The 13149-nt window shown below is 45.3% G+C and carries 18 protein-coding genes and 1 pseudogene; 15 read left to right on the top strand and 4 right to left on the bottom strand.

Going from position 1 to position 13149, the window contains the following annotated elements; translation table 11 throughout:
* Nucleotides 1–93 precede the first annotated feature (93 nt).
* The 3 genes and pseudogenes from RS881_RS38495 to RS881_RS60490 form a co-directional block, all read right to left on the bottom strand.
* Nucleotides 94–996, bottom strand: coding sequence for a Ppx/GppA phosphatase family protein (locus RS881_RS38495; protein ID WP_315815621.1), 903 nt, complete (start codon nucleotides 994–996; stop codon nucleotides 94–96).
* A gap of 32 nt (nucleotides 997–1028) precedes the next feature.
* On the bottom strand, nucleotides 1029–1712 hold the full coding sequence (locus RS881_RS38490) for a phospholipase D-like domain-containing protein (RefSeq protein ID WP_315815620.1): 684 nt from the start codon (nucleotides 1710–1712) through the stop codon (nucleotides 1029–1031).
* 17 nt (nucleotides 1713–1729) lie between these two features.
* Nucleotides 1730–3082, bottom strand: a pseudogene (locus RS881_RS60490) (phospholipase D-like domain-containing protein).
* Nucleotides 3083–3472: 390 nt separating this feature from the next.
* Between RS881_RS60490 and RS881_RS38475 the strand changes: the two are divergent.
* From RS881_RS38475 to ftsY, 5 genes are all read left to right on the top strand, one after another.
* Nucleotides 3473–3724, top strand: a complete 252-nt coding sequence (locus tag RS881_RS38475; RefSeq protein WP_315815619.1) for a hypothetical protein — start codon at nucleotides 3473–3475, stop codon at nucleotides 3722–3724.
* A gap of 117 nt (nucleotides 3725–3841) precedes the next feature.
* On the top strand, nucleotides 3842–4078 hold the full coding sequence (gene rpmB, locus RS881_RS38470; RefSeq protein WP_315815618.1) for a 50S ribosomal protein L28: 237 nt from the start codon (nucleotides 3842–3844) through the stop codon (nucleotides 4076–4078).
* 22 nt (nucleotides 4079–4100) lie between these two features.
* A complete protein-coding gene (rpmG, locus tag RS881_RS38465) occupies nucleotides 4101–4283 on the top strand; it encodes a 50S ribosomal protein L33 (RefSeq protein WP_315815617.1) in 183 nt (60 codons plus the stop codon).
* 105 nt (nucleotides 4284–4388) lie between these two features.
* On the top strand, nucleotides 4389–4559 hold the full coding sequence (locus RS881_RS38460) for a DUF4295 family protein (RefSeq protein WP_167291903.1): 171 nt from the start codon (nucleotides 4389–4391) through the stop codon (nucleotides 4557–4559).
* Nucleotides 4560–4637: 78 nt separating this feature from the next.
* Nucleotides 4638–5603, top strand: a complete 966-nt coding sequence (ftsY, locus tag RS881_RS38455; RefSeq protein ID WP_315815616.1) for a signal recognition particle-docking protein FtsY — start codon at nucleotides 4638–4640, stop codon at nucleotides 5601–5603.
* Nucleotides 5604–5701: 98 nt separating this feature from the next.
* Here the strand turns inward: ftsY and RS881_RS38450 are convergent, their stop codons facing one another.
* Complete coding sequence (locus RS881_RS38450; RefSeq protein ID WP_315815615.1) at nucleotides 5702–6184, bottom strand: hypothetical protein; 483 nt, start codon at nucleotides 6182–6184, stop codon at nucleotides 5702–5704.
* 306 nt (nucleotides 6185–6490) lie between these two features.
* Between RS881_RS38450 and rimO the strand changes: the two genes are divergently transcribed.
* The 10 genes from rimO (at nucleotide 6491) to RS881_RS38400 (ending at nucleotide 13146) form a co-directional block, all read left to right on the top strand.
* On the top strand, nucleotides 6491–7639 hold the full coding sequence (gene rimO, locus RS881_RS38445; RefSeq protein WP_315815614.1) for a 30S ribosomal protein S12 methylthiotransferase RimO: 1149 nt from the start codon (nucleotides 6491–6493) through the stop codon (nucleotides 7637–7639).
* Nucleotides 7624–7734: a TRAM domain-containing protein gene (locus RS881_RS38440; protein ID WP_315815613.1), complete on the top strand. Its 111-nt coding sequence runs from the start codon at nucleotides 7624–7626 to the stop codon at nucleotides 7732–7734. Before rimO ends, RS881_RS38440 begins: the two co-directional genes overlap by 16 nt.
* Nucleotides 7735–7836: 102 nt before the next feature.
* The gene (locus RS881_RS38435) at nucleotides 7837–8508 is read left to right on the top strand and encodes a dihydrodipicolinate synthase family protein (RefSeq protein WP_315815612.1); all 672 of its coding nucleotides are present in this window, start codon (nucleotides 7837–7839) and stop codon (nucleotides 8506–8508) included.
* Nucleotides 8487–8771: a dihydrodipicolinate synthase family protein gene (locus RS881_RS38430; protein WP_315815611.1), complete on the top strand. Its 285-nt coding sequence runs from the start codon at nucleotides 8487–8489 to the stop codon at nucleotides 8769–8771. The genes RS881_RS38435 and RS881_RS38430 overlap by 22 nt, the downstream gene beginning before the upstream one ends.
* A 179-nt stretch (nucleotides 8772–8950) precedes the next feature.
* Nucleotides 8951–9292 carry an aldehyde dehydrogenase family protein gene (locus RS881_RS38425; RefSeq protein ID WP_315815610.1) on the top strand — a complete coding sequence of 114 codons (342 nt, stop codon included), beginning with the start codon at nucleotides 8951–8953 and terminating at the stop codon, nucleotides 9290–9292.
* Complete coding sequence (locus tag RS881_RS38420; RefSeq protein WP_315815609.1) at nucleotides 9280–9915, top strand: aldehyde dehydrogenase family protein; 636 nt, start codon at nucleotides 9280–9282, stop codon at nucleotides 9913–9915. The genes RS881_RS38425 and RS881_RS38420 overlap by 13 nt, the downstream gene beginning before the upstream one ends.
* A complete protein-coding gene (locus RS881_RS38415) occupies nucleotides 9912–10430 on the top strand; it encodes an aldehyde dehydrogenase family protein (RefSeq protein WP_315815608.1) in 519 nt (172 codons plus the stop codon). Before RS881_RS38420 ends, RS881_RS38415 begins: the two co-directional genes overlap by 4 nt.
* Before the next feature lie 111 nt (nucleotides 10431–10541).
* Nucleotides 10542–11603 carry a 4-hydroxyproline epimerase gene (locus RS881_RS38410; RefSeq protein ID WP_315815607.1) on the top strand — a complete coding sequence of 354 codons (1062 nt, stop codon included), beginning with the start codon at nucleotides 10542–10544 and terminating at the stop codon, nucleotides 11601–11603.
* A gap of 111 nt (nucleotides 11604–11714) precedes the next feature.
* Nucleotides 11715–12821 carry an aldose epimerase family protein gene (locus RS881_RS38405; protein WP_315815606.1) on the top strand — a complete coding sequence of 369 codons (1107 nt, stop codon included), beginning with the start codon at nucleotides 11715–11717 and terminating at the stop codon, nucleotides 12819–12821.
* Between the two features lie 139 nt (nucleotides 12822–12960).
* Entirely contained in the window at nucleotides 12961–13146 is a 186-nt protein-coding gene (locus tag RS881_RS38400) for an NAD(P)/FAD-dependent oxidoreductase (RefSeq protein WP_315815605.1), read from the top strand.
* The last annotated feature ends 3 nt before the right edge of the window (nucleotides 13147–13149 follow it).

The raw sequence follows: 13149 nt of genomic DNA, 5'->3' as shown, positions 1-13149 counted from the left end.
AGGTGTTGGTGGTGATCCGTTTTACTTCTTTATTAACAGACATGGGGCTGATTTTTTTGTTGAGCGGGCGGAAAGGTAGGGAAAGTTTTGGGTTTACCGGGTGGACACCAGTTTGGTTTTGAGCTCGTCGTACAAGTGTTGTATAAGTCCATCTGCCAACCCGATCTTGGGAACATAAATTTCGGAGATATTGGCCCAGCGCATTACATTGATATAGATCTGCAGGGCCGGAACGATCACATCGGCCCTGTCTTCCCGCAGGCGATACAGGCGCATCCTGTCGGCCAGGGAAAAGCTGCTGAACTCTTTGTAATAATCCTTCAGCAGTTCCAGTTGAAGGGGTTTACCTTCCTTGCGTTTTGAAATGGAGAATATTTTATTGATGTTACCACCCGAACCAATGGCTACCATATCATTGTCGTGACCGCGGGTTTCACGCTTGAGCATTTCTTTCATTTCTTCCCATTGGGCATCTTCCACTTGCTGTTTCAGCAAACGGATGGTGCCAATATTGAAAGATCGTTTGAATACCAGTTTGCTGTCGGCAAAGAAAGTGAGTTCTGTACTACCGCCCCCTACATCAATGTACAGGTAGGAATGTTCTTTATCGAGGTTTTCGGCGATATGATTTTCATAGATCAGGGAAGCTTCAGCTTCACCGGAAATAATTTCTATATCGATGCCTGTTTCCTGCTTTACCCTATGTAATATAGCATCGGCATTGGAGGCATCGCGCATGGCCGAAGTGGCGGCAGCTTTCAGGTATTGTACACCATAGGCGTCCAATAGGTGGCGGTAAGCTTTGAGTGTGTTCATGATCATGGCTTCCTTTTCAGGAGATATCTCCTGCTGTTCAAATACATCAAAACCCAGCCGCAAGGGTACGCGGATCAGGTTGATCTTTTGGAACAGTGGTTTGCCATTATCCTGTAAAGTTACATCGGAGATCAGCAATCTTGCCGCATTACTTCCTATATCAATAGCCGCCAGCCTCATGGGTTAGTTTAGTGTGATTATTGCGCACTGCATCAGACTGTGGTCACCGGCAGTATAGTGGGCGGTTGTAAAATGCCCAGCACGGAACTTGTTTTCTGATGCAGGTAATTGTATATCTCTACCTGCGACCGCACCTTCTTCTGTTTTTTGTCACGTACATAGCGGTTGCTCAGATCATTGTCCAAAATTCTGGCTTTTACATTATCACTCAATTGAATTTCCAGTATATTTTTCAACACTTTCTTAATATTCTCATCTATGATGGGGCAAGTGGCTTCCACCCGGTGGTCGAGATTACGTACCATCCAATCGGCCGAAGAGATAAAAACTTTATCCTGGCCATTGTTGTGAAATATAAATACGCGGGCATGTTCCAGGAATTCATCAATTATGCTCACGGCTTTTACTGGATGCACAAATTTTTTACTTTCAGAGTACATGCAGAAGATACCACGGATAATGAGTTTGATCTCTACACCAGCTCTGCCGGCTTCATACAGGCGGGTGATGAGTTCCTCATCCGACAAAGAATTCATCTTAAGGGTAATGGCTGCTGGTAAACCTGCCCGGGCATTCCTGATCTCCTTTGTAATGAGTTTGTGCAGTTCGCGTCGCAGACTGGTGGGGCAGGGGATCAGTGTATTGCAGGCTTTCAGGAATTTAGCACCTTCCTTGGGCTTCTCCAGGTAATTGAAAAGGCGGTTAACATCGGCCATGATAAAGCGGTCTGCCGTCAATAGGCAGTGATCACCATATACAAAGGATGTTTTTCATTGAGGTTGCCGGTGCTTACGAATCCATAATGGATGGTATGGTTATTCTGTCTTTTCTTGATGAGGCAGATCTTGGCATGCACTTTCATGTTGGGGATGCCAAGCACCACTTTCACCCCTTCTAATTCGAGGCGTTCTTTCCATTCAATGTTGTTCTCCTCATCAAATCGGGCCCTTAATTCCAGCATTACGGTTACCTGTTTGCCATTGCGTACGGCATTGATGAGGGCGTTGATGACCTTGGAGTTGGAGGCCAGGCGGTAAGCGGTGATCTTGATAGACGTCACATCGGGGTCAATGGCTGCTTCGCGCAGGAGGTCGATCACGGGATTAAAGCTATGATAAGGGAAATTGAGCATGACATCAGTTTGTAATACCGTATCTGTTACCCGCATGGTATTTTTCAGTAAAGGATGCTGAAATGGTTTTTTCCGCTGCCCCTTGCGCTGAAATACGTCTGGGAAATCCATGAAATGTCGAAAATTATGAACCCGTCCGCCAGGTATCACACTTTCTTTCCGGGATATATTGAGCTTGCGGATGAGATAGGCCAGCAAGCCATCGTCCATTTCCTTGTCATAAACAAAACGTACGGGCTTGCCCTTACGCCGGTTCTTAAGTCCCTTTTCTATTTTTGGATGAGTGAGGTCGACAGGTCCGTATCCAGGTCAAGCTCGGCATCCTTGGTTACTTTAAATACCCAGCTTTGGTAGCGGTCGTATCCAAAATAGGAAAAGATGCTTTTCAGGTTGAAACGGATCACATCTTCCAGCAGGATGATATGGTGTTCGCCATCTGGTGAGGGTAGCTTGATAAAGCGGCCAATTGCCTTAGAAGGCACCTCAATAATGGCGTATTTACGGCGTAGGGTAGCGTCCTTTCGCGATAATACGACTCCCAGGTAGATAGACTTATCGCGCAGATAGGGGAATTGAGGGATGCTTTCCACCATCAGCGGGATAATATTAGAACGTACCTCTTCTTCAAAGTAGTTATGAACAAATCGCTGTTGATCTTTATTCAGTTGCTTTTCATTAATGAGGTAGATCTTTTCCCGGGCCAGGTCTTTCCGTATTGTTTCCCAGATCTGGTTAAATTCGGCCTGTTGTTCCAGCACGATCTGCTGAATTTGGTCGAGGATGCGGCCGGGGGCCTGCTCCAGGTGCATATTCCTGAGTTTGGAGCCCATTTCGGTCATACGTTTAAGGGTGGCTACACGTACGCGGAAGAATTCGTCCATATTATTGGAGAAGATGCCAAGAAATTTAATGCGTTCGCGCAAGGGAACGCTGGGGTCGGCAGCTTCCTGTAATACCCTTGCATTAAATGATAGCCAGCTAATATCCCGCGCAATGGTTTTCCTTTTCATTAGTGTCATTTAGAATAGCCTTTTGCCAAAGTTGTGGCAGGCAAAAGGAACTTTAAATTAAGGAATTATTAATTATCAGACTGTTTTCCATGCACTTGTAGGGCTGATACAGGCCTTATTATATATTTTACAAATACTAAAATAGTATTATATTTGGAGCGTAAAAGGCATTAATCGTAAAATTGGACTAGCTTTATGAGTACTATAAATATCAGGCTATATGATATCTTCAGGAAAATTTAAGATTACAAGAAATTGAGGCGAAGGAACTAGTGGAAGTGATTCAAGAAGTTACAAAAACGAACAAGCTGATAAACATAAACATACAGAACAAATGGTGCAGAAGGACATAAAGCTTTTAGGGGATCGCATGGATCTTGAATTTGGGCATATGCGGGAAAATATGCGCCAGGAGTTTGCTCGTTTGGATACTAAATTCGCCACCAAAGAAGAGCTAGCTAATCTGAAGGCGGACCTATCAAAAGCAATTTATTTTACTTCCCTGGCGCAATTAATAGCCATCATTGCCTCGGTGATCTCCCTGGTTTTGATCCTCAAAAGTAAATCCGGACATCTAAGTCCGTGATTTTGATAATTTTTGCTGAAATTCACACTGTGGACAACCTTTATTGTAAAAACCTTCATTTTCTTTTTCATAATTCATCGCTAATCGCTACCTTTGCCGTCCTAAATTTTTGAAGTCATGGCAAGAGTATGTCAGGTAACAGGTAAAGTTCCAGTGTCTGGGCACCGCGTTTCGCACTCAAATATCAAATCAAAGCGCCGTTTTCTGCCTAACCTGCAGACCAAACGTTTCTTTTTCGCTGAAGAAGACAAATGGATTACCCTGAAACTGTCTACTGAAGGTATCCGTACCATCAACAAGAATGGTCTGAGCAGCGTGGTAAAAGAGTTGAGAGCCAAAGGCGTAAAAATCTAACTTAACGTAAAAGTCTATAAAAATGGCAAAGAAAGGAAGCAGAGTACAGGTGATCCTGGAGTGCACAGAGCACAAAACCAGCGGTAAGCCCGGTACCAGCCGCTACATCACAACCAAGAACAAAAAGAACAATCCAGAGCGTCTGGAATTGAAGAAGTTCAACGCGATCCTGAAGAAGGTGACCGTTCACAAGGAAATTAAATAAGTGAGCGAATTTGCAAAATGTACGGTTGTGCGCATGCTATCCGTGAATACTGCAAGCCCGTCATTTTCAGATTTTCAAATTAACATATTTTCAAATTAAAGAATCATGGCAAAGTCAGCTAAAACCGCGATCAAGAAGGACCCTAAACTTGCTGCTGAAGCAAAGAACTGGACCAAAGTGATCCGTGCGGTACGCAGCCCTAAATCTGGTGCATATACTTTTAAGGAAGCTATTGTGCATAAGGATAAGGTAAAAGAATACTTAGCTCAAAAGTAAGTTGGATTGTAAGTACAATATTAAAAGCTGTTCTGTACCCAGAACAGCTTTTTGTATTCATTAAACCTATACAGTACCATGGGCCTGTTCAATAAATTATTCGGCAAGAAAGAGAAAGAAACCCTTGATCAGGGGTTGGAGAAAACCAAGACCGGTTTTTTATCGAAACTTACCAAGGCAATTGCCGGCAAAAGCTCTGTAGACGATGAAGTGTTGGATAACCTGGAAGAAGCGCTGGTGAGTGCCGATGTAGGTATTGAAACCACGGTACAGATCATCGAACGGATAGAAAAGCGGGTGGCGAAGGACAAATACCTAAACACCAGTGAACTGAATGGTATTCTACAGCAGGAAATGGAAAATATCCTGGTAGAGGCTCCGGAATCGTCGGCTTATACATTTTCCTCCACCTTACCGGCCAAGCCCTATGTGATCCTGGTCGTAGGCGTGAATGGAGTAGGTAAAACCACTACCATTGGTAAATTGGCCTATAATTTCAAGAAGGCAGGAAAATCGGTATTACTGGGCGCCGCTGATACCTTCCGGGCTGCAGCGGTAGATCAGCTCACGATTTGGAGTGAAAGGGTAGGGGTGCCCATCGTAAAGCAAGGAATGGGAGCCGATCCTGCATCTGTTGCTTTTGATACGGTACAAAGTGGTGTGTCGAAAGGTGTCGATGTGGTAATTATTGATACGGCTGGCCGCTTGCACAATAAAGCCCACCTGATGGACGAGCTGAGCAAGATCAAACGGGTAATACAAAAGCATATACCGGAGGCGCCGCATGAAGTATTGCTGGTGCTGGATGGATCAACCGGGCAGAATGCCCTGGAACAGGCCCGGCAGTTCACAGCTGCTACTGATGTAACAGCACTGGCTATTACCAAGCTGGATGGTACTGCCAAGGGTGGTGTAGTACTGGCCATTGCCAACCAATTTAAGATACCGGTAAAGTTTATTGGTATGGGTGAAAAGATGGAAGACCTGCTGGTATTTGATAAACATGAGTTTGTTGATAGCCTGTTTAGTTTGGAGAATAAATAAAGGAATTAGCTATAATACATAAGAAAAGGGTGAGTTACCTTAGAAAGGTGCCCCGCCCTTTTACTTTATCATTACTTCCAGAGGAAAGAATTAATTGCTTAGAAAGTAAACCGGAAGGCCAGGCCTGCCCAGAAATCAAAATCGGTGGAAGGCGCCAGGTTGAATACAGGATTCAGGTCGAAGGAAACATTGATGGGTGCGCCGGTGAATTTGTAATCAAGACCCAGTGTGCCTCGGAGAGCAAATACCACATCATCACCATATTTATCCCTGGTTGGGAAAAAGATCAATCCTCCACCACCGACATACCATTTTAGTCCTTGGGCTCCGTCGATATTATCATGCCACTCATATAACCCTTCCAGACCCAGGAAACCTCTTTCAAATAAGAGGGATGCATCCAGGGCGCCTTTGTTACTGAGAAAATGTTTAATGTTGATCCCTCCCGTACTGCCATCACCAAAATACATTTTGGCGCCAAGGGCTGTTCTGTAGGTACTACCGGTTGATTGGGAAAAGGCTGTTTGCGTGAAGGTAAGCAAACAGATCATGGCTACTGCAATAATGGTTAATTTCTTCATGTTTAGTTCATTTACAGCTGGATATAATAAATATTGTGCCAAATGTTTAACAAAAAACAGCCCAGTTGATGATATGAGGTTTAATGGATTGTAAACCATTCAGTAACATATTTGATTGTAAATGAACCAGAAACGAATATTGTATAGAAAATCAGGGTGTTAGGTGTTGGTTAGGTATTCCTTATCACCTCAACTTAATTACACTTTTCGGCATATCCTCAGTACCTTTGCCGGCTTATATTATTATGAAAACGAGGTCACTAAAAAGATAAGGTCAATATTATTACACTGGGCTGTAGTAAGAATATGGTGGATAGCGAGGTATTAAGTGGTCAGCTAAAAGCCAATGATATTAATGTGGTGCATGAGAATGCAGGTTTGGACCACAATATTGTGGTGGTGAATACCTGCGGCTTTATTGACAAAGCCAAGGAAGAGTCCATCAATACCATCCTGGATCAGGTGGATCTGAAGCGGAAAGGCAAACTGGATAAAGTGTATGTGACAGGTTGTTTAAGTGAACGCTATAAAAATAACCTGGAGCAGGAAATACCCGAAGTGGACGCCTATTTCGGGACGATGGAGCTACCCCTCCTCCTCAAGCAGTTTGAAGCTGATTATAAGGCCGAATTATTGGGAGAGCGGCTACTGGCCACCCCCCAGCATTATGCCTACCTGAAGATATCGGAAGGATGCAACCGTACCTGTTCATTCTGCGCCATTCCTTTGATGCGTGGTACGCATGTGAGCAGACCCATCGAGCAACTGGTGCAGGAAGCCGAACGGCTGGTGCAGATGGGGGTAAAAGAAATTATGTTGATAGCGCAGGAGCTTACTTACTACGGCCTGGATATTTATAAGAAGCGTATGCTGCCCGAACTATTGCATAAATTGGCTGATGTAAAGGGATTACACTGGATCAGGTTGCATTATGCTTATCCTTCCAAATTCCCACTCGAAATACTGGATGTGATGCGCGAAAGGGACAATATCTGTAATTACCTCGATATGCCTTTGCAGCATGCCAGCGATCCCATGCTGAAAGCCATGCGCCGCCAGATCACCAAGGCCGAAATGGATGAGCTTATATTTTCCATCCGGGAAAAAGTACCTGGTATTTGCCTCCGTACCACCCTTATTACTGGCTTCCCGGGTGAAACAACCCAGGATGTGGAGGATGTTAAAAACTTCCTGCGTCAACACCGGTTCGACAGGGTGGGTATTTTCACTTACTCACATGAAGAGGGTACATCGGCGCATGACCTGATCGATGATATTCCACAGGAAGAAAAGGAGGCAAGGGCCCAGGAGATCATGGAAGTGCAGCAGGAGATCAGTTTTGAAAAGAACCAGGAGAAAGTAGGGCAGGTTTTCAAGGTACTCATTGATAAAAGGAGTCGGGCCGTTACCTGGGCCGGACAGAATTTGACAGTGTGGAAGTGGACAATGAGGTGATTATTAATAGCTCCAAAAAGTTAACCCCGGGCGAGTTTGTACAGGTAAAGATCACCAAAGCGTATGATTATGACCTGGAAGGGGAGGTCATTTGATATCGGATGTAGATCATTGGAGAATTTTGTACTAAAATTGATTAAATACCGCAAAATATATCAATCCGTGGCTCCGTAGTTTTGTTCTCAAATTTTTAGCCCATGCATTTTGAATGGAAAGGTGTTTTTCCTGCACTAACTACACAGTTTACACCGGATGATGAATTGGATATCCCGCTTTTTGAAAAGAACCTGGCTGCCCAACTGGAAGCTGGCGTTGATGGCGTTATCCTGGGAGGTTCACTGGGCGAAGCCAGTGTACTTACTACTCCTGAGAAAGAGATATTGGTCAAAACAGCACTGCAAAAGACAGCCGGGCAAGTACCCGTGCTGATCAATATTGCAGAAGGCTCAACCCGTGAAGCGGTTCAACAGGCGGCCCTGGCTGCTAAATGGGGCGCTCATGGATTGATGTTGCTACCTCCTATGCGCTATAAAAGCGACCACCGGGAAACCGTTGCCTACCTTAAAGCAGTAGCCGAGTCGACTGACCTGCCAATCATTGTTTACAATAACCCGGTTGATTATAAAATTGAGATCACCCTGGATATGTTTGAAGAACTGGCAGATTGTAAGAATATCGGCGCGGTGAAAGAGTCAACACGTGATGTATCGAATGTAACCCGGATGATCAATCGTTTTGGTAAACGCTTCAAGATCTTATGCGGGGTGGATCCCCTGGCCATGGAAGAATTGGTGATGGGAGCTGATGGTTGGGTTGCAGGACTGGTGGATGCATTCCCCGTGAAACGGTGGCTATTTACCGCCTGGTAAAAGCAGGACAATTGGAAGAGGCGGCGGCCATTTACCGTTGGTTTATGCCATTACTGGACCTGGATATTCATCCCAAGCTGGTTCAATACATCAAGCTGGCAGCTACACAAGCAGGGATCGGTTCTGAATATGTAAGAGCGCCACGCCTCAGGCTTATTGGTGAAGAGCGGGAAAAGGTATTGGAGATTATTAATGAAGGTATCCGTACAAGACCCGTTTTACCGGATTATATGAATCTTACCGCAGTAAATAATTATCTTTAAAGCTTAGTTCATGGTGGGCAACCTTAATAAGATGCCCACTATGAACCTTTAAGTATCTACTTGCTTTGCAGTATCCTGACTGCTTATAAGAATATTGTTGGATCTTCATGAGTATCCTGGTGGGTAATTACATCGGGCAAAGCTTTGTCTTAGCTTATTCATGCTAAAAGTTATTATGTATGTTTAAAGATGCTACTATAGCGGAGATCAATGGGGTGATGGAAAATGCCTGGAAAGCTTTCCATACCTACCGTAAATTACCAATAAAGCAGCGTGCTAACCTTATGCGGGCAATTGCAACCGGATTAGACAATGCCCCGGATGAACTGATCAGTACTGCAATGCAGGAAACCAACCTGCCTGAAGCACGTTTGCGGAATGAAAAAGCACGTACCGTATTCCAGTTAAACAGTTATGCAGAGGCATGTGAAAAGGGGAGTGGCTGGAAGCACGAATTGATACGGCTAATCCTAACCGAACGCCACCAAAACCAGATATCCGCAAGTTATTGGTTCCCTTAGGGCCAGTCGTTGTATTTGGCGCCAGTAATTTCCCTTTTGCGTATTCTACGGCTGGAGGCGATACGGCTTGTGCCCTGGCGGCCGGTTGTCCTGTTATTGTAAAAGGGCATCCTGCACATGCGGGTACATCTGAGATCGTGGCCGGTATTATCCTGCAAGCAGTTCAACAGCTCAATTTACCCGAAGGTGTTTTTGCCCATGTACAGGGGGCTTCTTTTGAAGTAGGAAAGGCACTGGTTACACATCCCTATACAAAGGCGGTTGGTTTTACAGGCTCCTATGGAGGCGGTAAAGCCTTATTTGACTGGGCCAACCAACGCAAAGAGCCCATACCGGTATTTGCCGAAATGGGCAGTATCAATCCTGTATGGTTATTGCCTGGCAAACTGCAAACGGCGGCTGCCGACATTGCCAGGATGTATGCAGGCTCTATTACATTGGGCGTAGGACAATTTTGCACCAACCCGGGTTTGATCATTGGTATTGAAGGTGAACCGCTGCAACAATTTATCACCGCACTGGGGCAGGAAATAAAGCAGATAGCGCCCGGCACTATGCTGCACCCAGGTATTGCCAAGGCTTATGCTGAGAAAAGGCGGTTGCGCTATCGCAGCAAGAGGTGACTACTGTTGCAGAAGCAACTGCACCGGCGGCAGCTAACCAGGGAGTACCCGCCATTGCTTCAGCCTCGGGCAAAGCATTCCTGAACAACCCCGTATTGCACCAGGAGGTATTTGGCCCATATTCGCTGGTGATCCGTTGTGCCAATATGGAGGAGATGACACAGGTGGCTGAAAAACTGGAAGGACAACTGACTGCCACCCTAATGGCAACCGACCAGGATATACGGGAGCATGATGAACTGGTAGAGGCGATTAAAAACATCTGTGGCCGGTTTATCCTCAATAATGTACCTACTGGTGTGGAAGTATGCCTAAGCATGCACCATGGAGGGCCTTTTCCTGCCAGTACGGACGCCCGATTCACTTCGGTGGGAGCCGATGGGATTAAACGTTTTGCCCGCCCCGTAGCCTTCCAGGGATGGCCCGACAGTTTACTGCCAGATGAATTGAAAAATGCTAACCCGCTCAATATCTGGCGAACGGTCAATAATGAAGTAACAAAGAACAGTCTATAAATAGGATACATGCTACAAAGGGGCCACCCTGCTGCCCGGCATAGCAGTGCGGCAGGGTGACTCACCTTCATTTAGAAGAAGTGATACCGCTGATCAACAATCTGACTTTTTATGACGAATAACCCCATTACCAAACCCATTTCCACTTTATCCAAACCACTCCATGGGGCGGTATTTCATTGTGTGGACGCGCATACCTGTGGTAACCCGGTACGATTGGTAGCAGGCGGTGGCCCTGCTCTGACGGGAGCTAACATGAGTGAGAAACGACAACATTTTCTAAAGGAATACGATTGGATCCGCAAAGGCCTCATGTTTGAGCCGCGTGGGCACGACATGATGAGTGGAAGTATTTTGTACCCACCGCATGATCCGCAAAATGATGTAGCTGTACTGTTCATCGAAACCAGCGGCTGCCTGCCTATGTGTGGGCATGGTACCATAGGTACTATTACCATTGCCGTAGAGGAAGGACTGGTGGTTCCTAAAACACCAGGTATTATCCGTATGGAGGCGCCGGCCGGCCTGGTCATGATCGAATACAAGCAGGAGGGAAGCAAGGTTAAAAGTGTGAAGTTGACAAATATTCCTGCGTATCTTGCATCTACCGAATTAACCGTTGAGTGTCCCGACCTTGGTGAGTTGGTTATTGATGTATCCTATGGCGGTAATTTTTATGCCATTGTGGATGTACAGAAGAACTTTAAAGGGCTTGAACACTATGCCGCCGATAGGCTGATTGCCTGGGCGCGGGAATTGCGCAAGCGCATCAATGAGAAATATACTTTTGTACATCCGGAAGATCCTACGATCAATGATTGTTCGCATATCCTGTGGACAGGAGCTGTACTGGACAAAAAAGCTACTGCCCGGAATGCAGTATTTTATGGAGATAAGGCCATCGACCGGTCGCCCTGTGGTACGGGTACCTCGGCCAGGATGGCCCAGTGGTATGCGAAGGGACTGCTAAAAAAAGGGGATGAATTTGTACATGAAAGCATTATTGGTTCTACATTTATCGGCCGTATAGAAGAAGAGATATTCAATGCTTTTGGAATGGGCATATCGGCCATCAGGCCAAGTATTGAGGGATGGGCAAAGATCTACGGGTATAATAGTATTTCGATCGACCCGGAAGATGATCCGTATGCGTATGGATTCCAGGTGTTGTGATCGCAATCGTGAATCGGTGACCTAAGGGTGTAATAGCGATTGATGTGTTGAACTTCCTGTAAAGGGGACTGAATTGGGTTTGGCAAAATGTTTCAATTATAAACCAGTAATATGAAATCAAAACGATTGGTTACACATTCCTTATTTTGCATCGGTATGGCTGCTGCCATGGTAAGTTGCAATGACAGTACGAGCACCCAAACAGACAAGCAAACAGAATCATCATCAACATCTGTAAAAATGAGCCTTACACAAGCACCCTTTGGAACGACTGACGGAAAAGAGGTTACTGAATACACGCTCACCAACGGTAATGGTGTTAGCGTAAAGATCCTGACCTATGGAGGTACTATTACGCACCTCACCACACCCGATAAAAATGGTATCGCCGGTGATATTGTATTGGGATATGACTCTTTAAGCGGTTATCAGCAAAAGGGCAACCCCTATTTTGGCTCCCTGATTGGTCGTTATGGCAACCGTATTGCCAATGGAAAGTTTAACCTGGATAGTAAAACTTATACTTTAGCCCCAAATAACAATGGTAATTCATTGCATGGCGGATTGAAGGGGTTTGATAAAGTGGTTTGGACGGGAGCGCCCCTGAGCGACAGCAGCCTGAAATTAACCTATGACAGTAAGGACGGAGAAGAAGGCTATCCCGGTAATCTCCACACCGAAGTTGTGTACACTTTGACTGGTAATAATGAATTGAAAATTGAATACAAAGCTACCACAGATAAGGCTACACCGCTGAACCTTACCAATCATGCCTATTTTAACCTGAGTGCCGGAACTGATTCCACCATCCTGGATCATGAGTTGATGCTGAAAGCGGATAAATATACTGCCGTGAATGATAAACTGATCCCTACGGGGCAATTGCCAGACGTAAAGGGTACACCCATGGATTTCACAACCTCTAAGAAAATTGGTAACGATATAGGTATAGTACCTGGCGGATTTGACCACAATTGGGTATTGAGCAAAGGGGCTGGTTTAGAGCTTATCGGTGCCTTGTACCATCCTGCCAGTGGCCGGTATATGGAAGTGTTTACTACCGAGCCCGGGGTACAATTCTATTCCGGTAATTTCCTGGATGGTTCTTTGAAAAATACAAAGGGCGGCAAAACCTATGTGAAGCATGCAGGGCTTTGCCTGGAAACTAACATTTCCCCGATTCACCCAATCAGCCTTCTTTTCCGAATGCGATCCTGAAGCCGGGAGAAACCTATACACAAACAACGATCTATAAGTTTTCAACAAAATAAGTACCGGAAAGCCGTCCGGGTGACCTTCATGGCGAAACCCGGACGGCTTTTCTATTTAATAACCATAAAGGGTCTCTGTTATTACTATGAGCAAGCAAGTTACTATTGTAGGTGGTGGAGTTATTGGATTGTGCTGTGCCTATTATTTACAGCAGTCGGGCCACCAGGTGACGGTTATTGAAAAGGGAGATATTACGGATGGTACCTCTTTTGGGAATGCCGGCTATGTATCGCCCAGTCACTTTATTCCTTTGGCTACTCAGGTATTGTAGCTC

Origin of the sequence: Paraflavitalea speifideaquila (assembly GCF_032395985.1) — a bacterium.
In the GTDB taxonomy this organism is placed as follows: domain Bacteria; phylum Bacteroidota; class Bacteroidia; order Chitinophagales; family Chitinophagaceae; genus Paraflavitalea; species Paraflavitalea speifideaquila.
The sequence above is the reverse complement of the archived record's forward strand: the minus strand, read 5'-3'. Positions and strand labels throughout refer to the sequence as shown.

Coding starts and splice junctions, on each gene's coding strand:
- RS881_RS38495 (WP_315815621.1), bottom strand. CDS start 996: ATGAGGCTGGCGGCTATTGATATAGGAAGTAATGCGGCAAGATTGCTG.
- RS881_RS38490 (WP_315815620.1), bottom strand. CDS start 1,712: ATGGCCGATGTTAACCGCCTTTTCAATTACCTGGAGAAGCCCAAGGAA.
- RS881_RS38475 (WP_315815619.1), top strand. CDS start 3,473: ATGGTGCAGAAGGACATAAAGCTTTTAGGGGATCGCATGGATCTTGAA.
- rpmB (WP_315815618.1), top strand. CDS start 3,842: ATGGCAAGAGTATGTCAGGTAACAGGTAAAGTTCCAGTGTCTGGGCAC.
- rpmG (WP_315815617.1), top strand. CDS start 4,101: ATGGCAAAGAAAGGAAGCAGAGTACAGGTGATCCTGGAGTGCACAGAG.
- RS881_RS38460 (WP_167291903.1), top strand. CDS start 4,389: ATGGCAAAGTCAGCTAAAACCGCGATCAAGAAGGACCCTAAACTTGCT.
- ftsY (WP_315815616.1), top strand. CDS start 4,638: ATGGGCCTGTTCAATAAATTATTCGGCAAGAAAGAGAAAGAAACCCTT.
- RS881_RS38450 (WP_315815615.1), bottom strand. CDS start 6,184: ATGAAGAAATTAACCATTATTGCAGTAGCCATGATCTGTTTGCTTACC.
- rimO (WP_315815614.1), top strand. CDS start 6,491: ATGGTGGATAGCGAGGTATTAAGTGGTCAGCTAAAAGCCAATGATATT.
- RS881_RS38435 (WP_315815612.1), top strand. CDS start 7,837: ATGCATTTTGAATGGAAAGGTGTTTTTCCTGCACTAACTACACAGTTT.
- RS881_RS38425 (WP_315815610.1), top strand. CDS start 8,951: ATGTTTAAAGATGCTACTATAGCGGAGATCAATGGGGTGATGGAAAAT.
- RS881_RS38410 (WP_315815607.1), top strand. CDS start 10,542: ATGACGAATAACCCCATTACCAAACCCATTTCCACTTTATCCAAACCA.
- RS881_RS38405 (WP_315815606.1), top strand. CDS start 11,715: ATGAAATCAAAACGATTGGTTACACATTCCTTATTTTGCATCGGTATG.
- RS881_RS38400 (WP_315815605.1), top strand. CDS start 12,961: ATGAGCAAGCAAGTTACTATTGTAGGTGGTGGAGTTATTGGATTGTGC.